We start from the raw sequence: 21,790 nt of genomic DNA, 5'->3' as shown, positions 1-21,790 counted from the left end.
TGGGGGTATTTTTTACGTTTTGGTGCCCACCCCGCCCCCCCCCGCCCCCCCCCCCGCGCCCCCCCGCTTCTTGCCTGCGCACCCCGGATATTCAGGAAGAAGTCATGAGAAAGATCCTCAGCACGCTCGCCGTCGTTGTCGCCGCCACCGCGGGCCTTACGGCGTGCGGATCCTCGGACGCTTCCGGGGAAACCCTGCGCGTCGGCACCCTTACCGACGCGCCGCCCAGCATCTACCTCGAGAACGGCCAGTTCACCGGGTACGACAACGAACTCCTCCGGGACATCGCCAAGCGCGAGGGCTTCAAGGTCGACTTCGTCGGCACCGAGTTCTCCGGCCTGCTCGCCAAGGTCGCCGGCGGCCAGCTCGACATCGGCAGCTCGACGATCTCCGCGACCGCCGCGCGCAAGAAGACCGTGGCGTTCAGCAACGGCTACGACACCAGCTACACCACCGTCGTCAGCAAGAAGGGCGCCGCGCTGCCCGCCGCGAACTCGTTCGCGGGCAAGCGGGTCGGCGTCGTGCAGGGTTCGGTGCAGGACGAGTTCGCCGGCAAGCTCGCCGGTGCGCAGGTGGTCCGGTTCCCGGACTACAACGCCGGTTTCGCGCAGCTGAAGACAGGCGGTCTCGACGGCTGGGTCGTGCCGAAGGACATCGGCCAGAAGTACATCGACCAGAACCCGGCGCTCCCGCTCGAATTCGGCTACACCGTCGCGGACAAGGACACCCCGTCCGCCTTCGCGGTCGCCAAGTCGAACCCCGAACTGCTGAAGAAGATCAACGACGGCTTGGCCAAGGCGATCGCCGACGGCACCGCGGCCCGGCTGCACGCGCAGTTCTTCAAGGAGGCTCCGGTCGCGAAGGAGCTGGAGAAGGGCGGCCCGGGCCTCCCGGTGGCGAACTCCTGATGCCGGGGCACACTGGTGGCATGAAAAAACTGATCGTCACCGCCTTCACGGCGGCACTGGTCGCCGGTCTCACCGCGTGCGGTGGCGACGGCGGCGAGACCCTGCGGGTCGGCACGCTGAGCGATTCGCGGCCCAACGCCTACCAGGAGAACGGCCAATTCACCGGCTTCGACAACGAGCTGCTGAAGGATGTCGCCGCGAAAGAGGGCCTGAAGCTGGAATTCGTAGCGACCGATTTCTCGGCGCTGCTCGGCAGCGTCGCGAACGGCCGGTTCGACATCGGCAGTTCGGCGATCGCGCAGACGGACGCGCGCAAGAAGACGGTGGCGTTCAGCGATCCGTACAACTACCAGTCGCTCGGCATCGAGGCGAAGGCGACCGCGGGCATCACCGACGAGAACTCGTTGGCGGGCAAGCGGATCGGCGTGGTGCAGGGCACGGTGTCGGACACTTGGCTGGCCTCGAACGCGCCGAAGGCGCAGGCGGTCCGGTTCCCGAACGACGCGGCGGCGCTGAGCGCGCTGAACTCCGCGGCGGTCGACGGCGCGGTGTTCGACCAGGTGTCCGCGGAGGACTACGCGACGAAGAACCCCGCGCTGAAGGTCACGAAGGCGATCACCACCAACATTCCGCACGGGTACGCGGTGCGCAAGGGCAACACCGACCTGCTGGCCAAGCTGAACGACGGCATCAAGAAGGCCGTCGCGGACGGTACTTGGGCCAAGGTGCACCAGCAGTTCGAGCCGAGCATTCCGGTTCCCGCGGACTTCAAGACGAAGTAGCCTGATGGATCAGTTTTTCGACACTTTCCTGAACTGGCAGTACATCTGGGAGGTTTTCCCGGACCTGCTCAAGACCGGCCTGCTGAACACCCTGATCTTGTCGGTGGCGGCGGCTGTCATCGGAACCCTGCTCGGCATGGTGCTCGCGGTGATGGGTCTTTCCACCAAACGCTGGCTGCGCTGGCCCGCGCGGGTGTACACGGACATTTTCCGTGGCCTGCCCGCGATCCTGACGATCCTGGTGATCGGACAGGGCGTCGGCCTGCTCGCTCGCGGTTTGGTGGGCAACAACCCGTACCCGCTGGGCATCGCCGCGCTGAGCCTGATCGCCGCCGCCTACATCGGCGAGATCTTCCGGGCGGGCATTCAGAGCGTCGACAAGGGACAGCTGGAGGCGAGCCGCGCGCTCGGCATGAGCTATTCCAAGGCGATGCTGCTGGTGGTGATCCCGCAGGGCGTGCGGCGGGTGCTGCCCGCGCTGGTGAACCAGTTCATCGCACTGGTGAAGGACTCGACCCTGGTGTACTTCCTCGGTTTCCTTACCTCGCAACGGGAACTGTTCCGCATCGGCCAGGACCTCGCGGCGAACACGGGCAACTTGTCGCCGCTGGTGGCCGCCGGGGTCGTCTACCTGGTGATCACGGTTCCGCTGACGCACCTGGTGAACTACATCGACAAGCGGCTGCAGACCGGTCGCAAGGTGACCGCGGAGAGCAACGAAATGCTCGCGGGTGGGACGGTATGAGTACAGCGATTCGTTCGTCTTCGGTGGAACTGAAGGACATCCACGTCCGATTCGGGACGCTGGAGGTCCTGCGCGGGGTTAACCTGAAGGTGCCGAGCGGGAGCACCACGTGCGTGATCGGCCCGTCCGGTTCCGGAAAGTCGACCTTGCTGCGCTGCGTAAACCGCCTGCAGGAGCCCGATAGCGGCGACCTGCTGCTGGACGGGAAAAGCGTCATCGCCTCGGATCCGGACGCGCTGCGCCAGCGCGTCGGGATGGTGTTCCAGCACTTCAACCTGTTCGGGCATCGAAGCGTGCTGGACAACATCGTGCTCCCGCTGCGCAGCGTGCGCGGTCTGTCCAAAGAGGACGCCGCCGAGGTCGCCCGGGCGCGCCTGGCGGAAGTCGGCCTCGCGGACAAGGCCCCCTACCGCCCGGCCGCGTTGTCCGGTGGCCAGCAACAGCGGGTGGCGATCGCCCGGGCGCTGGCGATGGAACCGGAAGTGATGCTCTTCGACGAGGCCACGAGTGCGCTGGACCCGGAGTTGGTGAAGGGCGTCCTTGACCTGATGGCTGGGTTGGCTTCGCGGGGTCTCACGTTGATCGTGGTGACGCACGAGATGGGATTCGCCCGGAGCGTGGCCGACGAGGTCGCGTTCATGGACGCGGGACGGATCGTGGAGCAGGGGACGCCGGAGCAGGTGTTCGAGGCACCGGCTAGTCCTCGATTGCAGCAGTTCCTGTCACAGGTGCTGTGAGTGGACGGCCGTCCTCGCAGAGGACGAACCGCTCGCCGGTCCGTGCGGCTTCCCAGGAAACTCGGAGCCGGCGGGCCAGCGGCGGGGCTACTCGTTGAGCTGCCTCGTCGATCGGCAGCAGGTGGACGGCCAGGATTTCCGGGTCGGTGAGGGTGAGGCAGGCGGCTTCTTCGGCGGAGATTCGTCCGCCGTCGAAGATGAACGCGAGCCCTTCGGGCATCCGGCCGTCGTCCGGTGCGTAGTCGATGACCAGCAGCGGACCGAGCGGGCGATCGATCCCGATTTCCTCGGCCTGTTCTCGGCGCGCCGTGCGCCACGGCGCCTCGCCCGCGTCGCACACCCCGCCGGGTATGTCCCAACTGTCCTTATAGGACGGCTCGACGAGCAGGACGCGTCCGGTTTCGTCGCGGAGCAGGGTGCCTGCCGACATCCGCTTCCGCGGCAGCGAGCGCACGTACTCGTCGAACGGCAGCAGCTCCACGGGCCGCACGATACCGGCGTCGCGCCGTCCCGTGCGGGATCGTGCACCCCGGTCCCCTTCGGACGAACAGGTACCGTGAACCCCATGGGGACGATCTCGCGGCTCACGTATTACCCGGTCAAAGGCTGCGCTGGCACCACAGTCCAGTCCGCCGCCGTAACCCCAGCCGGGCTCGCCCACGATCGTGAATTCATGGTCACCGCCCCCGACGGCGACTTCCGCAGCCAGCGCCGCTTCCCGATCATGGCCGCCGTCCGGCCCCGCGTTCTCGACGACGGCACCCGCCTCGCCCTGTCCGCACCCGGCATCGAAGACCTGACCATCGAAGTCCAGAAGGACGGTCAGCGGCACCCCGCGGCCACCTTCAACTGGACCGGCGAAGGCGTTCACCAGGGCGCCGACGCCGCCGAGTGGTTCTCCACCGTCGTCGGCCAGCCGTCCGTGCTCCTCGGCGTCACACCCGAACACGACCGAGTGACGAGCGGCGAGACCGCCGGCACCGCGGGGTTCGCCGACGGGCACGCGATCCTCGTGATCTCCGAGTCCTCTTTGGACCACCTGAACGAACGCATCGCCGAGCGCGGAGCCGAACCCGTGCCGATGGACCGCTTCCGGCCGAATCTCGTGATCCGCGGCTGGGCGGAGCCGCACGCCGAGGACTCCGTCCGGCGGATGGAAGCCGGCGGGGCCGAGTTCGCCTACGCGAAACTGTGCGTGCGCTGCGCGGTGCCGATGGTCGACCAGGAAACCGGCAAGCGCTCCGGCCCGGAGCCGATTCGCTCGCTGGCGGCGTACCACCGCGATCCCGACGGCGGCGTCCTCTTCGGCATGAAGGCGGCGGTGACCAGGCCCGGTCAACTGGCGGTCGGCGACGCGGTGATGGTGCATTCCTCGGTAGGTCCGATCCGCAGCACCGAAGCCGCCGAGCCGCCGTTGACCGCGACGGCCAGCTTGCCTGCCGAGTCGGTGTAGACGAGGTTCGCGCCACGGGGCACGTCGGCGAAGGTACGGCCGATCGCGGCGGACACCGCGACGTGCTCGCTGTGCACCGTCACCTCACCGGTCAACCCGGTTAGATCGAGGTCAGCGGGGGTGGCGGCAAGCTGGACGTTGCCGAAGTGGTCGACGGTCAGCACGTCCGAGACGAGCTTGCCCGGGAACGCGGCGACCAGCGGTTCCGGCAATCGCACCAAGTCGCGGATGGCGGGTCCGAAGGAACCGGGGTGTGCGCCCATCGCGAGCCGCGCGGCTGTCGGGGCGAAGATGTCTCGGCCGTGAAAGGTCGCGGACGTCGGCGTGCGCACATCGATCACGTACGCCGCGTACACGCCGCCTAGCGCCTCTGCGGCGGGCAGCAGCAGACCGTTGTCCGGGCCGACCAAGATGCCGTGCGTCGCGACCACCACGATGCCGCGACGCTCCGTACCGACGCCTGGGTCGACGACAGCGAGGTGCACGGCTTTAGGCAGCGACGGCACGGTCTGCGCGAGCACTGCCGCGCCTGAGCGCACCTGCTGCGGCGGTACGAGGTGAGTGACGTCGAGAACGCGTACGTCGGGCGCGATGCCGGCGATGACCCCGTGGCAGGCCGCCACGAAGCCGTCGTGCAGCCCGTAGTCGGAGGTGAACGAAATCCAGCGGTAGGCCATGACCTGCATCATCCTCGTAGTGACGGCCGTCGGGTTAGGGTGCAGCGGTGACGACGCTCGCCGATTACCCGAAGATCGCCGCTGGAAAAGTCCGGGACCTGTACGCGGTCGGAGACGACCACCTGCTGCTGGTCACCTCGGACCGCATCTCCGCCTACGACTTCATCCTGGACACGCCCATCCCCGACAAGGGCCGCGTGCTCACGGCGATGAGCGTGTTCTGGTTCGAGCAGTTGTCGGACCTGATCCCGAACCACCTTGTCGCGTACGACGACCCGCGCATCCCCGCGGAGGTACGCGGACGCGCGCTGCTCGTACGCCGTCTCGACATGCTTCCGGTGGAAGCCGTCGCGCGCGGGTACCTCACGGGGTCCGGCTACTCGGACTACCAGCGTACGGGCGCAGTGTGCGGCGTCGAGTTGCCCGAAGGTCTCGTGGAGGCCTCGAAGCTGCCGTCGCCGATCTTCACGCCCGCGACGAAGGCGGCGTTCGGCGAGCACGACGAGAACGTTTCGTTCGACGCAGTGGTCGCGACTATCGGTGCGAAGCGCGCGGAGGAGCTACGCGAGGCGACGCTCGCGGTGTACCGCCGTGGCGCGGAAGTGGCGGCGAAGCGCGGAATCCTGCTGGCGGACACGAAGTTCGAGTTCGGGGTGGACGAGACGGGCGCGCTGGTGCTGGCGGACGAAGTGCTGACGCCGGATTCGTCGCGGTACTGGCCGGCGGAGGGGTACGAGCCGGGAAGGGTGCAGCCGTCGTTCGACAAGCAGTACGTGCGCAATTGGCTGACGGGGCCGGAGTCGGGCTGGGACAGGGCGTCGAACGTGCAGCCGCCGCCGTTGCCGGGGGAAGTGGTGGAGGCGACGAGGGGAAGGTACGTGGAGGCGTACGAGAGGATGACGGGGTTGTCGCTGGAGGAGTGGCTGTAGGACAGGGGGAGAGCGAAGGCCCCAGGGGAGAGAACCCCGAAAACTGTCGGCACCCCCTGACACACTGCAACCATGACCACACCGTACGCAACACCGCGCGCGAGGGCATTGGGCCTGGAGTTACGCGCGGCGCGGGAGAGAAGAAGACTGGGCGTAAGAGAGTTGGCCCGGTTGCTGGGGATGACGCCTGGTTTCGTGACGAATTGGGAACGAGGACTGCGGCTGCCGAAGCCGGAGGACATCGGAGCGGTACTGGCGCACTGCAGGGTGATCGGGCCGGACCGCAGGCGAATAGTGGAGATGGCGCGAGGAGCGCGAGAGCAGGACTGGATAGACAGCGGCGGAGAAGAGCCGTACCTGGAGTGGGAGCGCACGGCGGACGCGGTGTTCGGCTGGGAGCCGGAGGTGGTGCCGCCGTTGTTGCAGACGAGCGGGTACGCGCGAGCGCTGCTGTCGGGAGCCTCGGGCGCTGTCGCGGACGAGGTGGACGCGCGGGTAGCCGAGAGGCTGGAGCGGCGAGCGGTGCTCGATTCGGGCGCGCGGTGTGTGCTGGTGCTGGGGGAAACGGCGCTGCACAAGAGGATCGGCGGCGCGGAGGCGATGGCGGAGCAGCTGCGGCACCTGCGCGAGCGGCTGGCGGAAGGAAAGGTCGAGGTGCGAGTGGTCCCGGCGGACCGGCATCCCGATCTGGGCAGGGCGTTCACGATTTTCGATTTCGCGGACCTGCCGTCGATCGTCCACGAGCGGTTGCTGCGCGAGAGCGCGAGCAGTTCGAGCCCGGCGCGGGTGGCGAAATACCGCGAGGTGGCGGAAACGTTGCTGGAGCTGGCTTTGCCGAGCCCCGAGACGGATGCCCTGCTGGAGTCGGCGCTTCGGAAATTGTCGGTGCCCTAGGGCAGAGTGGACACCGGTGAAAGGAGCGGCATGAGCCGAGCTTTGGTGTTGGGCGGCGGTGGCGTCGCCGGGATCGCGTGGACGACCGGATTGCTGGCCGGGCTCGCGGAAGCAGGCCAGGACGTGACCGGAGCCGACGTGCTGATCGGCACGTCGGCGGGCGCGGCGGTGGCGGCGCAGCTGGGCAGCGGATTGCCGTTGCCGCGGTTGTACGCGCGGCAGGCGGATCCGGCCCGGCAAGCGGCGGAGATCGCGGCCGAGTTCAACCCGGAAAAGTTCGGCGAGGAGTTCGCCGCGGTGCTGGCCGAAGGCGGCACCGCGGCGGAAATCCGCCGGAAGATGGGAAAATACGCCCTGGCCGCGGAAACCGTACCGCAACCGCGGCGGCGCGCGGTGATCGAATCCCGCCTGCCGTCCCACGATTGGCCCGAGCGTGCGGTGAAAATCGTTGCGGTGGAAGCGGAAACCGGTGAACCGGTGGTGTTCGACCGTGCGTCCGGAGTCCCGCTGGTCGCCGCGGTCGAGGCAAGCTGCGCGGTGCCCGGCATCTGGCCGGTGGTGCCGATCAACGGCAGGCGGTATGTCGACGGTGGCGTCCGTTCGTCCGCGAATGCCGACTATGCAACAGGTTTCGCTCAGGTGACGGTGGTGGTTCCGATGGGCGCGGCGGAGGCTTTTCCGACGGAGCGCCCGTTCGAGCAGGTGCTGGCGGATCTCCGCGAAGCAGGCGCGAAGGTAGCGGTGCTCGAACCGGACGAGGCTTCGGTCGCGGCAATCGGCCCGAACCCACTGGACCCAGAAACTCGCACCGCGGCCGCGACGGCCGGGCTGGCGCAGGGACAACGGGGAGGAGTGGTGTGGCAGTGAGGCAGGCACACCGCGCGACGGCTCGCGGCTGATCTCTCGCCTGGCCCTCCGCCTGGTCGGGAGCGGTCTCGCGGCTGGTCTGTCGGCTGGCGGGCCTTCGGCTTGTTCGGGTGGGGTGTCGCGGCTGGTCTCTCGGCTGGCAGTCCGTCCGCTTGTTCGGGTGCGGTCTCGTGGCTGGTCCCTCGTCCGGCAGGCCCTCCGCTTGTTCGGGAGGGGTGTCGTGGCTGGTCTGTCGGCTGGCGGGTCTTCGGCTTGTTCGGGTGCGGTCTCGTGGCTGGTCCCTCGTCCGGCAGGCCCTCCGCCTGGTCAGGAGCGGTCTCTCGGCTGGTGATTCGCGGGTTGCTGCGGTACCTGTGTTCGGCTGTCGAGAGGCAGGGTGCGGCAGTTCTGGTGCGGGTTGGCGGCGGTTTGGTGGCTTGCGGCGGCTGTCCTGGTGCGGGTTGGCTGTGATCTGGCAGATCGTGTGACTGCTCCGGAGCGGGTCTGGTCGCGGTCGTGGCTCCGGCGGCACCTGCCCTTAGCTGGAATCCATCCGTCACCAACCGTCTGCCGCCAAGCCTCGGTGCAGCTTGGCGCGCCGCAAAGCCGGTCCATCCTCGATCTCGGCGACCTGGTCTCCGTCTCCACCCGCCATGAGGAAGCGCGGCTGCCAGAACCCCCAGCCGCCACGGGGAAAATCCCGTGCCACCGAGCCGTTCTCTTGCGAACTGTCGAGGCGGCCGGTGCCAGAGTGGCGGCAGGGCGTGCGGTAATCGCGCTCGCAGCGGGTGAACGTTAGGTGCCCGCCGAAAAGGAGACCCCGCGGTGCCGTCCGCGCTGGCACACTGGGCTCGTGATTCTGCTCATCAGCGGCAGTCTGCGGGCCGGTTCGGTCAACGCGGCTGTGATCGCGACCGCGGCTGGGTTTGCTCCGTCCACTGTGTACGGTGGGCTCGACGGGTTGCCGCACTTCAACCCTGATCGGGATCGGGATCCGTTGCCGGACGAGGTTTCGGCGTTGCGGGCGGAGATCGGGGCGGCGGACGGCGTCATGTTCTGCACCCCGGAGTACGCCGGCGGCTTGCCGGGTTCGTTCAAGAACCTCCTCGACTGGACCATCGGCGGCGGCGAGATGTACGGCAAACCTGTCGCGTGGATCAACGCGTCTTCGGTCGCCGCGCCGACCGGGGGTGCGGACGCGCACGAGTCCCTCCGCAAGACGCTCACCTACGCGGGCACCCGCATCGTCGACGACGCTTGTGCGCGGATTCCCATTCCTCGCCAGGCTGTCGAGAACGGCGCCCTCATCGATCCCGACCTGCGTGGGCGGGTCGCGGTCGCGGTGCGGCGGCTCGTGGAGGCGGCCAAACCGGGCAATCCGTGAACTGCTGAGCCCAGCCGTGAAAACTGCCCGGTCACCACGGCGGTGAGCCGGGCATTTCCCCGAGGCGAGGGGTGGATTTCTGCCGCCGCACAGACCAGGGCGAAAGCGAAAATCGGTGGCCCTGCGGCATTTGCCCGGTTAACGTCCGCGAGGGTGAGCTACGAGCATCCCCTCGCCTACCTCGTCGGCATCCAAGGAACCGCGTTGCTCCGCGCGTTCACCGGCGAGCACGATCGTGAGTTCGTCGAAGCGCGCCTTGCGGAAATCCGCGCATTGCTGGCCGACGAAGGCCTGGCCGAAGGCGTCGAGGTAACTCAGCTCGGCCCGCGGGACGGTTACGCCCGCTGGGCCGCCGCGTACGACTCCGGCGAGAACGCTGCCTTCGCCGACGAGCCCTACCTCGCGACGATCCTCGACACCATCCCACCCGGTCGCGCGCTCGACGCCGCCTGCGGCACCGGACGTCTCACCCGTCTCCTGGTCGAACGCGGTCACCACGTCGTCGCCGTCGATGGTTCTCCCGAGATGCTCAGCCACGCGAAGGCCGACTCGACGCTCGTCGCTGACCTGCACGAACTCCCGGTCGACGACGGTTCGCAGGATCTGGTGCTCTGCGGTCTCGCGTTGTCGCACGTGCCGGACCTGACGCCGGTGATCGCCGAGTTCGCGCGGGTTCTCGCGCCGGGCGGGCACCTCGTGCTCTCCGACGTGCATCCCGAGCAGGTCCAGCGCGGATCGATTCCCTCGGTGCGCACGGCCGACGGTGCTCCGGCTCGGGTGCGCACCTATCACCACCGGGTCGGCGACTATCTGCGCGCGTTTTTCGCCGCGGGTCTCGCGCCGGTGAGTTGCCAGGAGCCGACGCCCACGCCGACCAAACCGCAGCAGGTTCCCGGTGGTGGGCCGTGGGATCTCTGGCCCTGGTCGCTCAACGGGCTGGTGCCGGACGCGCTGGCTGCGGCAGCGAAGGATGTTCCGTCGATGCTTATCTGGCACTGTCGGAAAACCGAGGCCTGAGCAGCGCGCATACCCGGCGGTGACTGTCCGCCGCGTAAGTCTCACTCGCAGTTCACGGTGCGGTCAGGCAGTCGCCACACGGCTGCGGCGCAATGGTGGCGTGGATGCTCGCCTGCTGGTCTCGCTGTCCGGGGTCACCACGCGCACGCTGCACCGTTGTGCGCATCTGGCGGCCGAACTCGAACGTCGGCATGTTCCGCTGTCGATTCTGCATGTCGCGCGCACGGAGGACGGGCCGGTCACGGCCTGGGTCCGTACGCGCGCGGCGGCGGGAGACTCGGTGCTGCTCAACGGCTACGACCACCGCATTCCGCCGACGCATCGCGCCGTGCACCTCGGTCGCAAGGCCGAGTTCGCCGTGCTCCCGGCGCACGAAGCGCGGCTCAGGCTCATCGCTGCGAAGGCGGCTCTCGACGCAACCGGCGTGACTGTCGACGGCTTCGCGCCGCCGCGTTGGCTCGCGTCGACCGGCACTGTTCAGGCGTTGCGCGAGCACGGCTTCGCGCTGTGTGCCGACCAGAACGCCGTCCGGGACCTGGTGTCCGGCGAGATCCGGCGCGCGCGGGTGCAGGACTTCACGAGTCAGTCGCACCGTACGGAGACTGTCCGCTGCTTCGCGCTCGTGCTGGCCTCCGCCCGGGCCGCGCGCCGAGGCGGGCTGGTGCGGCTTGGCATTGACGCCGCTGACCTCAGCCGCCCCGGCTTGCGGCAGGCGTTGCTGGACGCGGTGGACGTCGCCCTCGAAAACCGGGCCTTCGGGAGCACCTACGGCTCCCTGCGCCACACCGCGCCCGCCTAGGCCTACACCTCCGTCGCGACGCCTCGTTCCAGCACCTTCACGTCGGTGCCCTCCGGGGCGAGGTTCTGGAACAGCCCGTAATGCATCGCCGGGTTGGCCAGCACCGCCTCGTGGATCGGCACCGAGCGGCGCGGCGCGACCGCACGCAGGAAGTCCACCGCTTCGCCGGCCTTCAGCCAGGGCGCCCCGGTGGGCAGGCCGAGCACGTCGACCTTCTGCTCGGGCACGAAGAACGAATCGCCCGGGTGGTAGAACGCGCCGTGGTCGACGAGGTAGCCGATGTTCGGGATCACCGGGATGTCGGCGTGGATCACCGCGTGCTCGCCGCCGACGACCGACACCGAGGTGCCGCCGAACTCGAACGCGTCGCCGGGCTTGGCGACCTCGAACTCCAGGTGCAGCTTCTCGATCGCCTCGGCCGAACCGGGGTCGACGATCAGCTTCGCGTCCGGGTTCGCCTTGAGCAGCCCGGGCAGCCGTTCGACGTCGAGATGGTCGAAGTGCTGGTGGGTGATCAGCACCGCGGACAGTTCGCGCTCGGCCTCGAAGCCGGTGGAGAACGTGCCCGGGTCGAGCAGAATCCGCTCCGCGGCGGTCTCGAGCAGTACGCAGGAATGTCCGAAATGGACGATGCGCATCAGGGTTTCTCCTTACCAAGATCGGTCGGTTCAACCCTACGCTTTCCGGCCCGGTCCACGAGGGCGTCCAGCGAGGACTCCCGGTCGGAGGACTTTCCGCGCCCGCTCCCGGATGACATGCTGGCGGGAAGCCCGGGCAACTGTTGGCAGAGTGTCAGCAACCTCGTAGCCTGGGGGTTCACCGAGACGGGGAGAACGCCGATGACCGCGGTCCAGCCGAAGCCGACGCCCGTCGGCGAGACGTTCGATTCGCTCAGCCCGGCCACCGACGAGGTCGTCGGGACCTATCCGGTGCACACGGCCGACGAGGTCGGCGCCGCCGTCGAGCGGGCAAGGGCGGCCGCGCGCTGGTGGGACGGCCTCGGTTTCGCCGGTCGTGCGGAGCGGCTGCAGCGCTGGAAGGGCGTGCTCACCCGGCGGCTCCCGCAGCTGTGCCAGGTCGTGCGCGACGAAACCGGCAAACCGGTCGCGGATGCCCAGCTCGAGAGCGTGCTGGCGATCGAGCACATCGCGTGGGCGGCGAAGAACGCTCGCAAGGTGCTCGGCAAGCACCGCCGCTCCTCCGGCCTCCTGATGGCCAACCAGGCCGCGACCGTCGAATACCTCCCGCTCGGCGTCGTCGGCGTGATCGGGCCGTGGAACTACCCGGTGTTCACCCCGCTCGGTTCCATCGCGTACGCGCTGGCCGCGGGCAACGCCGTCGTGTTCAAGCCCAGCGAGTACACCCCCGGCGTCGGGAAATGGCTGGTCGACGCGTTCGCCGAGATCGTGCCCGAGCAGCCGGTGCTGCAGCTGATCACCGGTTTCGGCGAGACCGGGGCCGCGCTGGTCGGCTCCGGCGTGGACAAGATCGCCTTCACCGGCTCCGCGGCCACCGGCAAGAAGATCATGGCCGCCGCCGCGAACACGCTGACCCCGGTGGTGATCGAGGCGGGAGGCAAGGACGCGCTGCTGGTCGACACGGACGCGGACCTCGAAGCGGCGGCGGACGCCACCGTCTGGGGCGCGTTCTCCAACTCCGGCCAGACCTGCATCGGCGTCGAGCGCGTCTACGTGCACGAACGCGTGGCCGACGAGTTCGTCGCGCGGGTGGTGGAGAAGGCGAAGAACGTGCGCGCAGGTTCCGACGAGGACGCGCAGTACGGGCCGATCACCATGCCCTCGCAGCTCTCGGTGATCCGCAGCCACATCGAAGACGCCCTGAAACGCGGCGGAAAGGCGCTGGTCGGCGGCGTGGAGAGCGTCGGCGACCGTTATGTGCAGCCGACCGTGCTGGTCGACGTCCCGGAGGACTCCGAGGCGGTGCGCGAGGAGACGTTCGGCCCGACGGTCACCATCGCCCGGGTCCGCGACATGGACGAGGCGATCGAGAAGGCCAACGCCACCAAGTACGGCCTCGGTTCCACGGTGTTCTCGCGGGCGCGCGGTGCCGAGCTGGCGTCGCGGCTGCGCGCGGGCATGACCTCGGTGAACGCGCCGCTGTCGTTCGCCGGCATCGCGTCGCTGCCCTTCGGCGGCGTCGGCGATTCCGGGTTCGGCCGGATCCACGGCCCGGAGGGGCTGCGCGAGTTCGCCCGCCCGAAGGCCGTGGCCCGGCAGCGCTTCACCGCGCCGCTCACGCTCACGTCCTTCTCCCGCAAGGAATCCACGGACGCGCTGGTCGCCAAGCTGGTCACCGTCCTGCACGGCAAGCGCTGAGGAGAACTGTTGCCCGGCTTCGGCGATTTCCAGCTCGAGATCTACTTCGCCGGGCTGTCCGGCCGCGTCCCGGACCTGCCGATGTCGTACGCGGAACTGGAAGCGCGTGCGGCACAAGCGCTTCCGCCGTCCGTGCTGTCCTATGTGGCCGGCGGGGCGGGCGACGAGCGGACCCAGCGCGGGAACGTCGAGGCATTCGAGCGCTGGGGCCTGGTCCCGCGGATGTTCGTCGGCGCGAACGAACGCGACCTGTCGGTGGACCTGTTCGGGATGACGCTGCCGTCGCCGCTGTTCCTGGCTCCGGTCGGGGTGATCGGCCTGTGCGCGCAGGACGGTCACGGCGATCTCGCGACCGCGCGAGCCAGCGCGCGAACGGGCGTGCCGATGGTCGCTTCGACGCTGAGCGTCGACCCGATCGAGACACTCGTCCCGGAACTGGGCGACACTCCGGGCTTCTTCCAGCTCTACACGCCGACCGATCGCGACCTCGCCGCCTCGCTCGTGCAGCGGGCCGAGGCGGCGGGTTTCCGCGGCATCGTCGTCACACTCGACACCTGGGTGACCGGATGGCGTCCGCGTGACCTGTCGACGGCGAACTTCCCGCAGCTGCGCGGGCATTGCCTGGCCAACTACTTCACCGACCCGGTCTTCCGGAAACGGCTCGGCAAGGCCCCGGAGGACGACCCGGCGGCCGCCGTCGGGCTGTGGGCACAGCTTTTCGGCAATCCGCTCACCTGGGAGGACCTGCCCTGGCTGCGGTCGCTGACGAAGCTTCCGTTGCTGGTGAAAGGCATCCAGCATCCCGACGACGCCCGCCGCGCCATCGACGGCGGGGTCGACGGGATCTACTGCTCGAACCACGGCGGACGGCAGGCCAACGGCGGTCTCCCGGCGCTGGACTGCCTGGCCGAGGTGGTCGATGCCTCCGGCGGCACGCCAGTCCTGTTCGACTCCGGCGTTCGCTCCGGAGCCGACGTGGTGAAGGCGCTGGCCTTGGGCGCGACCGCGGTAGGCGTCGGCCGCCCGTATGCCTGGGGCTTGTCGTTGGCTGGTGAGGACGGCGTTGTCCATGTGCTGCGTACCTTGCTCGCTGAAGCTGACTTGATCATGGCTGTCGACGGCTATCCGACCCTTACGGACCTCACCCGCGAGGCGCTGCGGCGGGTCGGCCAGGCCTGAAACAGCGCCTGGCCGACCCGCCCGCGTCACGAGGGAAGGAAGTACCCCTCGTGCTCGTCCCACGGGATCTCGAAATCGTCCAGTTGCACCCGCCACTCCGCGTCCGGAATCGCGCGGCGCAGTTCGGTCACCGAGCCCAGCACCTGTCCGAGCACCGGTATTACCCGGTCGAGATCGAACGGCATTTTGGTGGACCCGGCCACGATCGCGTCCGGCTCACTGCCGCCTTCCTCGTACAGGAAGAGGGATTCCTCGTCCTGATAGGGGAAAGCCGACTGGTGGGCGGTGACGATGCGCTCGATCGCGGTGGTCTCGGCCGGCGTGAGCGCGGTCGCCCGGCTCGCGTCGTAGTAGAGGGAAGTGCTCATGACTGGAACCGTAGCGACCGGGTCCGACAAAAACGGGCAATGTCGACAAACCGTCAGGCGAACAGCTCGCTGAGCAGCTCCGGGTCGAGCACGATCGGAGCGGGCCGGTACGCCGGCGGCTGCTCGCCCATCAGCTCGCGCACCAGGAAATCCCAGCCGCGGGCGCGAACATAGGACAGGCAGTCGATGAACACGTGCTCGGCGCCGGGCACGATGAGCAGCTCGAAGTCCTTGTTCGCCGCGATCAGCCGATCCGCCAGCCGCAGCGTGTTGTCCGGATGCACGCGGTCGTCCATCTCGCCGTGCACGAGCAACAGCTTGCCCGCCAGCCGATCCGCGATCTCCACATTGGACGACGCCGCCCACGCCCGCGGGTTGTCCGCGCCGTCGTAGGCCTCCACGAAGTCCAGGCTGAAGTGCTGCGCGTCGTGCGAACCGGACAACGCGACGCCGACCCGGTAGACTTCGGGGTAGTCCAGCATCGCCCGCACAGTCGCGAATCCGCCGCCGGAATGCCCGAACGCGCCCACCCGGTCGAGATCCATCCACGGCCGCGTCTCGGCGAGCTGCCGCATGGCCGCGAGGTGGTCGTCGAGGCTGCCCGCGTCGGCGAGCTTGCCGTAAGACGCGTCGTGGAACGCCTTGCTCCGGCCCGGCGTACCGCGTCCGTCCACCGCGAGCACCACAAAGCCCAGTGCGGCAAGGGGTTCCGCGTCCAGGCCCATGCCGCCCGGGTCGAACGACGGCGAGGTCCGGGTGACCTGCGGGCCGGGATAGATGTTGTCCACGACCGGATATGTCTTCTCCGGATCGAAGCCGTGCGGCCGGTAGAGCACGCCGTAGATGTCGGTGACCCCGTCGGCCGCCTTGACGCAGAACGGTTCCGGCGGCGTCCAACCGGTCGCGGCGAGCTTCGTGATGTCCGCCCGCTCCAGCTCGACCAGCACGCGACCAGACCAGTCGCGGACCGTCGTCACCGGCGGAGTGTCCACAGTGGACGCCGAGTCGACGAAGTACGCCATGCTGTCCGGCATGGTGACAACGTGGTCCAGGGAATCGTCGGTCACCTTGGCGAATCCGCTGCCGTCCAAGCCGATCCGGCACACCGTCCGCCGGTACGGATCCTCCGCGACCAGCCCGGACGCGACGAAGTACACCGTCTCCGCTTCGACGCCCAGAATCTGCCGCACCGCCCATTCGCCGGACGTGACCTGGTTCAGCAGCTCGCCGGTGCGCAGGTCGTAGCGGTACAAGTGACCCCAGCCGTCGCGCTGCGAGTACCACAGCACCTCGTTCTCCAGCACGCGGACGATCGGCGGTTCGTACAGCCACTGGTTGGGCTCGACGCGGGTCGGCCCGGTTTCGCTGAGCACCGTGGTGACCTCGCCGGTCGACGGGTCCATCCGGTGCAGGCTGAGGGTGTGCCGGTCGCGCGGCTGGCGCAGGAAGTACACCGCCGAACCGTCCGCCGCCCACCACGCCCACTTGGCCATCACCGGCGACATCATCGGCGTGAGCAGCGGTTCGGCCTGCGCGCGGACCATCGTGCCGGTGGCGACGTCCAGCACCACCAGTTCGGCCAGCGCCATGTGCTCGTCGCCGGTGTACGGGTAGCGCTGGGTGTGCAGCGTCGGCGCGCTGCCGTCGGCGGGCCGGGCTTCGAGCAGGTGCGTCTCGCGGACCTCTCGCTCGTCGGTCTGGTGAGTCAGCACCTTGGTCGAATCCGGCGACCACGCCACTGCGGGCGGCAGATGCGGCAACCCGAACTTGCGCAGCAGAGTGCCGTTGCCGAGGCTTTCCGGGTTGGTCCCGTATTGGTAGCCGGGCGCGCCGTCGCTGGTCAGCGGCCATTCGCGGGTGCCGGACACGGCCCAGAGATCAGCGCCGCGCTGGGACACCGCGACCTTGCCGTCCGGCGAGGGCACGTCCAGCGGGGCGCCTGGAGGCGCCGCGGCGGGCAGCGTTGTCGGGTCGAAGTCCGGGGTGCGGGTGCCCGCGGCCGGGTCGACGAGGAAGAACTGCTTGCTGTCTCCGTGGTTCACGGCGTACCAGAACCGCGTGCCGCCGTCGATCCACTGTGGACGGACGCGGTCGCCGACGACCAGCTCGCCGGGGCGGGCGGGGCGGCGCAGGAGCAGTTCGGCGGTGCGGTAGTTCTCGGTGGCGGTCACGCTCGGGTTCCTTCCCCCAGTTGTTTCTGACTTGCGAAACGCTACGTTGCGTTTCAGGATTTTGTCAGCCTGACTGTTGCGTTTCGAGCGTATCTATGCAGGTAAATCGCGGTGTATCGTTGCAACGAGTGCTAAGGTCAACGCAATGGGTCTGTTGCAATGAAGGTAAGATCAAAGCTATCGTCGGCCAGGAACGAAGGAGGTCGCGATGTCCGGCGGCAGGCTCACCCGGCAGGAACGGCACCAGATCGCGCTCGGGCTCGCCGACGGTCTCGCGTACGCGGAGATCGCGCGCGGGCTCGACCGGCCCACCTCGACGGTCACGCGCGAGGTGCTGCGCAACGGCGGCCCGGCCGGCTACCGCGCCGACCTCGCCCAGCACGCCACTGAACATCGCGCCCACCGGAGCAGGCAGTCGACCGCCCGTCGCGCTCGCCCGGCCCCGGCGGAGGGCGGACGCGACGCCGAGAAGGTGCGCGAGTACGAGGAGTCGTTCGCCACCGTCTTCACCGACGCCGGGCTGCCGAAGATGACCGCGCGGCTGCTGGTCGCGCTCTACACCACCGATTCCGGCGGGCTCACCGCCGCTGAGCTCGTCCGGCGGCTGCAGGTCAGCCCCGCGTCGGTGTCGAAGGCGATCGCGTTCCTCGAACACCAGGGCTTAGTCCGCCGGGAACGCGACGAGGGCCGCCGCGAGCGCTACCTGGTCGACGACGACGTCTTCTACGAATCGATCATGACCACCGTCCGCGCCAACCTCCGCCTCGCCGAAACCGCGCGGCGCGGCGTCGAGGTGCTGGGTCCGGACACGCAGGCGGCTGTCCGGCTGGAGGGCATCGCGCGCTTTGTCGACGTCGTCGCGGACAGCATCCGCCGTTCTGCCGAGGAAGCGCGCGACATCCTGCACGCCTACCGCGAAGAACATTCGCAACCGTTCAGCTGATCGCCAGAGCCGAAGTTACAATGGCCGCCGTATGTGGTTGCAGGAAAAAGCTGGGCGGCTCTCAGTCTCGTTGCTCGTCGTCAGCCTGACAGCGATCGCCGTGGGCGCAGCCGCCGCCCTCAGCCGCTTCAATCCGGTTGACCTGCAGGTCTATCGCTTCGGCGCGGACGCCGTCCTTCACGGTGGCGACCTTTACGGGGCCCTCCCCACCACCACGGCAGGGTCCATGCTGCCCTTCATTTACCCGCCGTTCGCCGCGATTCTCTTCTCTGCCTTGGCACTTCCGCCGCTGTCCGTCGCGTCCTTTGTGCTCGATTTCATCTCGGTCGTGTCGCTCTGGGCCGCGCTGTACGCCGTGGTCCGCCGCCTGCGGCAGGGCTGGAACCGCCGTACTGCCGCGGTAACCGCATCTGCGCTGGCCGGCGCCGCGCTCGCCTTCGAACCGGTGCGCTCGACGCTCTCTTTTGGACAGATCAATCTCGTTCTGATGGCACTGGTCGTGGTCGATTGCCTTGCGCCCAACCAACGCTGGCCACGCGGCGTGCTGGTCGGGATCGCCGCCGCGATCAAGGTCACGCCCGCGGGCTTCCTGCTCTTCTTCTTGCTCACCAAGGATTTCCGCGCCGCCCGAAACGCCCTTTTCACCGGTGCCGCAGCCACGCTGGCCGGTTTTCTGGTCGCACCGCGCGCGTCCGCTGAGTACTTCTTCGGCGGCGGCCTCACCAACGCCGACGGATTCAGTGGTTCTCCCTACGCGACCAACCAGACCATCGAAGGCGCCCTCAACCGGCTCGCCCTGCTGCCGCGCACGCACGACCTGCTGTGGCTGAGCCTGTCCGCGTTCGTTCTGATCGCCGCTGTGCTCGTCATGCGGCGCGTCGACGGACCGCTCGCCTTCGTCGTCAACGCGACAGCCGTGCTCGTCCTGTCGCCGATTTCCTGGTCGCACCACTGGGTGTGGATCGTGCCCGCCGCGCTCATTCTCGCTGCGCGGGTCCGCACGCCCGGCACCGTCGCGATGCTGGTCGCGGGGGTCGCGGTCTTCATCGCCGCGCCGCACACTTTCGTGCCGTCGAGCGGAATGCAAGAACTCGCGTGGACCCCGTGGCAGCACCTGGTCGGCGACTCCTACCTCATCCTCGGGCTGGGTTTCCTTGCCGGGCAACTGTTCTCGCTGCAACTCGCCCGGGTTCCCGCCCTGGAACGCGCCCGTTAGGCGGAGCCGGGCCACGCCAGCGTCACCAGATCCCGGCCGGAAGACCCGAGGTCTGGTGGCATTTCCGGGTCTACGCCCAGTTCCAGCAACGCCCGCTTGACCTCCCCGGCCGCGTCGCGGGGCAAGCACAACCGCCGCCGAGTCACGTCCACCATGGTCGAGAACTCCGCGTACTCCGGCTCTGGCGGCCGTTGCCACACCACGACTTCCGGTTCGATCCCCACTTCCGCGAGCGCTGCGAGACAGTCCTCGACGGTCGGTCCCGCCGGCCTTCCGATGCCGTGAAACCGTTGCCACAACGGGTTAAGCTCGGTCAACGGATGCCGCGCGGCCGTCTCGACCACCACCCGCCGCCGCGCCGCCGCAGTGAGCGCCGTGGCGAACGGGGCGAGGTCAGGAACGTTGTAAACCACGTTCCCGCACACCACGACATCCGCCACACCAGCTTCCGCGGCCAGCTCGGGCCACCTTCCGGACAACAGCCGGTGCTCCACGCCCGCCGCCCGCTCGGCGAACGCGGCCAGCAACATGTCGTCGGTGTCCACCGCCGTCACCGCGGTGACGTTCGACCGGCCGGCCAGGGACAGACTCGCCGCCCCGGCCGCCGCGCCGACGTCGAGCACCGTGCCCGGCTCCTGCAACGACTCGGCGGCCAACCGGTGCGTCGCCCCGATCGGCTCGGCGATCTGCCGATCGGCCCGCCGCAGGAACACCTCGCGGGGAAGGACCCACGGCGATTCCGGAGGGTGCACGGCGTCCGGAATCGCCCAGGCGGCAAGGAGATCCCGCCAGTTCGAGAGAGCGGTCATCGAGCCCGGATCAGATCAGCCGCCTTCTCTGCCACCATGATCGTCGGCGCGTTGGTGTTCCCGCGCGGCACCACCGGCATCACCGAAGCGTCCACCACCCGCAGTCCCGAAACCCCGCGCACCTTCAGCTCCGGATCCACCACCGAGTGCTCGCCGCTGCCCATCGCACAGGTGCCGACCGGGTGGTACAGCGTCTGCGTGTTCTCCCGGACGTGCTCGGTCAGCGCCTCGTCCGACAGCTCGTGCGTCGCCGGAAGGAACGGCCGGTCCAGGAATTTCGCCAGCGGCCCCGACCGGCCGATCTCGATCAGCGACCGCAGCGCCGACTTGATCGACTCCAGGTCGATCGACTCCGCGTAGTAAGCCGGGTCGATTTCCGGCTTCCACAACGGATTCGCCGACTTCAGCCGGAGCCTGCCGCGGCTCGCGACGTCGACCAGCGTGGCCGCCGACGTGAAACCAGGGCAGGTCGGTTCGCGCATTCCGTTGTCGTAGAACAACGTCGGGGCCACGTGGATCTGCATGTCCGGCGCGTCGAGCCCGTCGCGGGTCGAGTAGAACGCGCCCGCCTCGCCGATGTTCGACGCGAGCGGCCCGCGTTTGGTCAGCTGGTAGCGCACCAGCCCGGCGGGCGTCGCGGAGTCCGCGATGTCGGTGGTGCCCTTCGTCGACCAGATCACGCCGACCGCCGGGTGATCGTGCAGGTTGTCGCCGACGCCGGGCAGCGCGGCGACCACGTCGATGCCCAGTTCGCGCAGATGTTCGGCCGGTCCGACCCCGGACAGCATCAGCAGCTGCGGCGAGTTGATCGCGCCGCCGGACAGCAGCACTTCAGCCTCTGCCCGGACGGTCGTCGGCACGCCTTTGTCCGAATAGGACACACCAACCGCGCGGGTGCCCTCGAAGACCACGTTCGTGACCTGCGCGTTCGTTCGCACGGTGAGATTCGGCCGCGACAAAGCGGGCCGCAGGTAAGCGTCCGCGGTGGACCAGCGACGGCCGCGTTTGCAGGTGACCTGGTAGAGCCCGGCCCCCTCCTGCGATTCGCCGTTGAAGTCGTCGGTGTGCTTGAGCCCCCACGAAACGGCGCTGTCCACCCACGCGTGCGACAGCTCGTGGGTGAACCGCCGGTCCTCGACGTGCAGCGGGCCGTCCGTGCCGTGCAGCGGACCGCCGAGGCGCTGGTTGCCCTCGGCGCGCTTGAAGTACGGCAGCACGTCCTCCCAGCCCCAGCCGGTGGCTCCGTGCGCATCGCGCCAGCCGTCGTAGTCGGCGCGGTTGCCGCGGATGTAGATCATCGCGTTGATCGACGAGCACCCGCCGAGCAGCCGGCCGCGCGGCCAGTACGCCGTCTTGCCGGTGTGCTTCTGCTCGACGGTCTCGTAGTTCCAGTCCCACTTCGTCTTGAACAGCGACGCGAACGCCGCCGGGATCCGGACCTCGTCCGCGGTGTCCTCGCCGCCCGCCTCGAGCAGGAGCACCCGCGCGGACGGGTCCTCGCTCAGCCGGTTCGCCAGCACGCAGCCCGCGCTGCCCGCGCCGACGATCACGTAGTCGAAGGAGTCCTGCTCTGGCACGCTGCCTCCCGGTGGTGTTG

At 68.9% G+C, this 21,790-nt stretch carries 22 protein-coding genes; 15 read left to right on the top strand and 7 right to left on the bottom strand.

Features of this window, described 5'->3' with window-relative positions; all coding sequences use genetic code 11:
- Positions 1 to 104: 104 nt before the first annotated feature.
- Genes ACFXI3_RS11645 through ACFXI3_RS11630 form a run of 4 tightly spaced genes read left to right on the top strand, consistent with a single transcriptional unit; the run spans position 105 to position 3,172 of the window.
- Positions 105 to 908 carry a substrate-binding periplasmic protein gene (locus tag ACFXI3_RS11645; RefSeq protein WP_378399480.1) on the top strand — a complete coding sequence of 268 codons (804 nt, stop codon included), beginning with the start codon at positions 105 to 107 and terminating at the stop codon, positions 906 to 908.
- 20 nt (positions 909 to 928) lie between these two features.
- Positions 929 to 1,690 carry an ABC transporter substrate-binding protein gene (locus tag ACFXI3_RS11640; protein WP_378399479.1) on the top strand — a complete coding sequence of 254 codons (762 nt, stop codon included), beginning with the start codon at positions 929 to 931 and terminating at the stop codon, positions 1,688 to 1,690.
- Positions 1,691 to 1,694: 4 nt separating this feature from the next.
- Complete coding sequence (locus ACFXI3_RS11635; protein ID WP_354746060.1) at positions 1,695 to 2,435, top strand: amino acid ABC transporter permease; 741 nt, start codon at positions 1,695 to 1,697, stop codon at positions 2,433 to 2,435.
- Complete coding sequence (locus tag ACFXI3_RS11630) at positions 2,432 to 3,172, top strand: amino acid ABC transporter ATP-binding protein (protein ID WP_344266341.1); 741 nt, start codon at positions 2,432 to 2,434, stop codon at positions 3,170 to 3,172. Before ACFXI3_RS11635 ends, ACFXI3_RS11630 begins: the two co-directional genes overlap by 4 nt.
- Here ACFXI3_RS11630 and ACFXI3_RS11625 read toward each other — a convergent pair.
- Complete coding sequence (locus ACFXI3_RS11625) at positions 3,132 to 3,653, bottom strand: NUDIX domain-containing protein (protein ID WP_378399478.1); 522 nt, start codon at positions 3,651 to 3,653, stop codon at positions 3,132 to 3,134. The two genes, ACFXI3_RS11630 and ACFXI3_RS11625, sit on opposite strands and share 41 nt — an antisense overlap.
- A gap of 84 nt (positions 3,654 to 3,737) precedes the next feature.
- Between ACFXI3_RS11625 and ACFXI3_RS11620 the strand changes: the two genes are divergently transcribed.
- Positions 3,738 to 4,625: an MOSC domain-containing protein gene (locus ACFXI3_RS11620; protein WP_378399477.1), complete on the top strand. Its 888-nt coding sequence runs from the start codon at positions 3,738 to 3,740 to the stop codon at positions 4,623 to 4,625.
- Here the strand turns inward: ACFXI3_RS11620 and ACFXI3_RS11615 are convergent.
- Complete coding sequence (locus ACFXI3_RS11615) at positions 4,508 to 5,302, bottom strand: SAM-dependent chlorinase/fluorinase (protein ID WP_344266337.1); 795 nt, start codon at positions 5,300 to 5,302, stop codon at positions 4,508 to 4,510. The two genes, ACFXI3_RS11620 and ACFXI3_RS11615, sit on opposite strands and share 118 nt — an antisense overlap.
- 47 nt (positions 5,303 to 5,349) lie before the next feature.
- Between ACFXI3_RS11615 and ACFXI3_RS11610 the strand changes: the two genes are divergently transcribed.
- The 6 genes from ACFXI3_RS11610 (at position 5,350) to ACFXI3_RS11585 (ending at position 11,171) form a co-directional block, all read left to right on the top strand.
- Positions 5,350 to 6,231 carry a phosphoribosylaminoimidazolesuccinocarboxamide synthase gene (locus ACFXI3_RS11610; RefSeq protein WP_344266334.1) on the top strand — a complete coding sequence of 294 codons (882 nt, stop codon included), beginning with the start codon at positions 5,350 to 5,352 and terminating at the stop codon, positions 6,229 to 6,231.
- 72 nt (positions 6,232 to 6,303) lie between these two features.
- Positions 6,304 to 7,125, top strand: coding sequence for a helix-turn-helix domain-containing protein (locus tag ACFXI3_RS11605; protein ID WP_378399476.1), 822 nt, complete (start codon positions 6,304 to 6,306; stop codon positions 7,123 to 7,125).
- A 30-nt stretch (positions 7,126 to 7,155) separates the two neighbouring features.
- Positions 7,156 to 7,992, top strand: coding sequence for a patatin-like phospholipase family protein (locus tag ACFXI3_RS11600; RefSeq protein WP_378399475.1), 837 nt, complete (start codon positions 7,156 to 7,158; stop codon positions 7,990 to 7,992).
- An 832-nt stretch (positions 7,993 to 8,824) separates the two neighbouring features.
- Entirely contained in the window at positions 8,825 to 9,355 is a 531-nt protein-coding gene (locus tag ACFXI3_RS11595) for an NADPH-dependent FMN reductase (RefSeq protein WP_378399474.1), read from the top strand.
- Positions 9,356 to 9,508: 153 nt separating this feature from the next.
- Positions 9,509 to 10,372, top strand: a complete 864-nt coding sequence (locus ACFXI3_RS11590; protein ID WP_378399473.1) for a class I SAM-dependent methyltransferase — start codon at positions 9,509 to 9,511, stop codon at positions 10,370 to 10,372.
- 100 nt (positions 10,373 to 10,472) lie between these two features.
- Positions 10,473 to 11,171 carry a DUF2334 domain-containing protein gene (locus tag ACFXI3_RS11585; RefSeq protein ID WP_344266319.1) on the top strand — a complete coding sequence of 233 codons (699 nt, stop codon included), beginning with the start codon at positions 10,473 to 10,475 and terminating at the stop codon, positions 11,169 to 11,171.
- Positions 11,172 to 11,173: 2 nt separating this feature from the next.
- On the opposite strand, the gene ACFXI3_RS11580 is transcribed toward ACFXI3_RS11585, so the two are convergent.
- Entirely contained in the window at positions 11,174 to 11,809 is a 636-nt protein-coding gene (locus ACFXI3_RS11580; protein WP_344266316.1) for an MBL fold metallo-hydrolase, read from the bottom strand.
- A gap of 201 nt (positions 11,810 to 12,010) precedes the next feature.
- Between ACFXI3_RS11580 and ACFXI3_RS11575 the strand changes: the two genes are divergently transcribed.
- Both ACFXI3_RS11575 and ACFXI3_RS11570 read left to right on the top strand, forming a co-directional pair.
- On the top strand, positions 12,011 to 13,507 hold the full coding sequence (locus tag ACFXI3_RS11575) for an aldehyde dehydrogenase family protein (RefSeq protein ID WP_378399472.1): 1,497 nt from the start codon (positions 12,011 to 12,013) through the stop codon (positions 13,505 to 13,507).
- A 9-nt stretch (positions 13,508 to 13,516) separates the two neighbouring features.
- On the top strand, positions 13,517 to 14,686 hold the full coding sequence (locus tag ACFXI3_RS11570; RefSeq protein ID WP_378399471.1) for a lactate 2-monooxygenase: 1,170 nt from the start codon (positions 13,517 to 13,519) through the stop codon (positions 14,684 to 14,686).
- A 26-nt stretch (positions 14,687 to 14,712) separates the two neighbouring features.
- On the opposite strand, the gene ACFXI3_RS11565 is transcribed toward ACFXI3_RS11570, so the two are convergent.
- Together ACFXI3_RS11565 and ACFXI3_RS11560 are read right to left on the bottom strand one after the other, a co-directional pair.
- Positions 14,713 to 15,054: a hypothetical protein gene (locus ACFXI3_RS11565; protein ID WP_378399470.1), complete on the bottom strand. Its 342-nt coding sequence runs from the start codon at positions 15,052 to 15,054 to the stop codon at positions 14,713 to 14,715.
- 53 nt (positions 15,055 to 15,107) lie between these two features.
- Complete coding sequence (locus ACFXI3_RS11560; protein WP_378399469.1) at positions 15,108 to 17,225, bottom strand: DPP IV N-terminal domain-containing protein; 2,118 nt, start codon at positions 17,223 to 17,225, stop codon at positions 15,108 to 15,110.
- 208 nt (positions 17,226 to 17,433) lie between these two features.
- Between ACFXI3_RS11560 and ACFXI3_RS11555 the strand changes: the two genes are divergently transcribed.
- The gene (locus ACFXI3_RS11555; RefSeq protein ID WP_378399468.1) at positions 17,434 to 18,168 is read left to right on the top strand and encodes a MarR family transcriptional regulator; all 735 of its coding nucleotides are present in this window, start codon (positions 17,434 to 17,436) and stop codon (positions 18,166 to 18,168) included.
- Complete coding sequence (locus tag ACFXI3_RS11550) at positions 18,071 to 19,384, top strand: glycosyltransferase 87 family protein (RefSeq protein WP_378399467.1); 1,314 nt, start codon at positions 18,071 to 18,073, stop codon at positions 19,382 to 19,384. The genes ACFXI3_RS11555 and ACFXI3_RS11550 overlap by 98 nt, the downstream gene beginning before the upstream one ends.
- On the opposite strand, the gene ACFXI3_RS11545 is transcribed toward ACFXI3_RS11550, so the two are convergent.
- Positions 19,381 to 20,193: a methyltransferase domain-containing protein gene (locus ACFXI3_RS11545; protein ID WP_378399466.1), complete on the bottom strand. Its 813-nt coding sequence runs from the start codon at positions 20,191 to 20,193 to the stop codon at positions 19,381 to 19,383. The two genes, ACFXI3_RS11550 and ACFXI3_RS11545, sit on opposite strands and share 4 nt — an antisense overlap.
- Complete coding sequence (locus ACFXI3_RS11540; RefSeq protein ID WP_378399465.1) at positions 20,190 to 21,770, bottom strand: GMC family oxidoreductase; 1,581 nt, start codon at positions 21,768 to 21,770, stop codon at positions 20,190 to 20,192. Before ACFXI3_RS11540 ends, ACFXI3_RS11545 begins: the two co-directional genes overlap by 4 nt.
- Positions 21,771 to 21,790 lie beyond the last annotated feature (20 nt).

Source organism: Amycolatopsis sp. NPDC059235 (assembly GCF_042754125.1).
In the GTDB taxonomy this organism is placed as follows: domain Bacteria; phylum Actinomycetota; class Actinomycetes; order Mycobacteriales; family Pseudonocardiaceae; genus Amycolatopsis; species Amycolatopsis albidoflava.
Note: the sequence above shows the minus strand (reverse complement) of the source record. Positions and strands in the feature narration are given on the sequence as shown.

Excerpts from the sequence above, each read along its gene's own strand:
- ACFXI3_RS11580 (WP_344266316.1), bottom strand. The coding sequence starts at position 11,809 with ATGCGCATCGTCCATTTCGGACATTCCTGCGTACTGCTCGAGACCGCC.
- ACFXI3_RS11545 (WP_378399466.1), bottom strand. The coding sequence starts at position 20,193 with ATGACCGCTCTCTCGAACTGGCGGGATCTCCTTGCCGCCTGGGCGATT.
- ACFXI3_RS11605 (WP_378399476.1), top strand. The coding sequence starts at position 6,304 with ATGACCACACCGTACGCAACACCGCGCGCGAGGGCATTGGGCCTGGAG.
- ACFXI3_RS11575 (WP_378399472.1), top strand. The coding sequence starts at position 12,011 with ATGACCGCGGTCCAGCCGAAGCCGACGCCCGTCGGCGAGACGTTCGAT.
- ACFXI3_RS11620 (WP_378399477.1), top strand. The coding sequence starts at position 3,738 with ATGGGGACGATCTCGCGGCTCACGTATTACCCGGTCAAAGGCTGCGCT.
- ACFXI3_RS11615 (WP_344266337.1), bottom strand. The coding sequence starts at position 5,302 with ATGGCCTACCGCTGGATTTCGTTCACCTCCGACTACGGGCTGCACGAC.
- ACFXI3_RS11565 (WP_378399470.1), bottom strand. The coding sequence starts at position 15,054 with ATGAGCACTTCCCTCTACTACGACGCGAGCCGGGCGACCGCGCTCACG.
- ACFXI3_RS11600 (WP_378399475.1), top strand. The coding sequence starts at position 7,156 with ATGAGCCGAGCTTTGGTGTTGGGCGGCGGTGGCGTCGCCGGGATCGCG.
- ACFXI3_RS11555 (WP_378399468.1), top strand. The coding sequence starts at position 17,434 with ATGTCCGGCGGCAGGCTCACCCGGCAGGAACGGCACCAGATCGCGCTC.
- ACFXI3_RS11645 (WP_378399480.1), top strand. The coding sequence starts at position 105 with ATGAGAAAGATCCTCAGCACGCTCGCCGTCGTTGTCGCCGCCACCGCG.
- ACFXI3_RS11640 (WP_378399479.1), top strand. The coding sequence starts at position 929 with ATGAAAAAACTGATCGTCACCGCCTTCACGGCGGCACTGGTCGCCGGT.
- ACFXI3_RS11630 (WP_344266341.1), top strand. The coding sequence starts at position 2,432 with ATGAGTACAGCGATTCGTTCGTCTTCGGTGGAACTGAAGGACATCCAC.
- ACFXI3_RS11635 (WP_354746060.1), top strand. The coding sequence starts at position 1,695 with ATGGATCAGTTTTTCGACACTTTCCTGAACTGGCAGTACATCTGGGAG.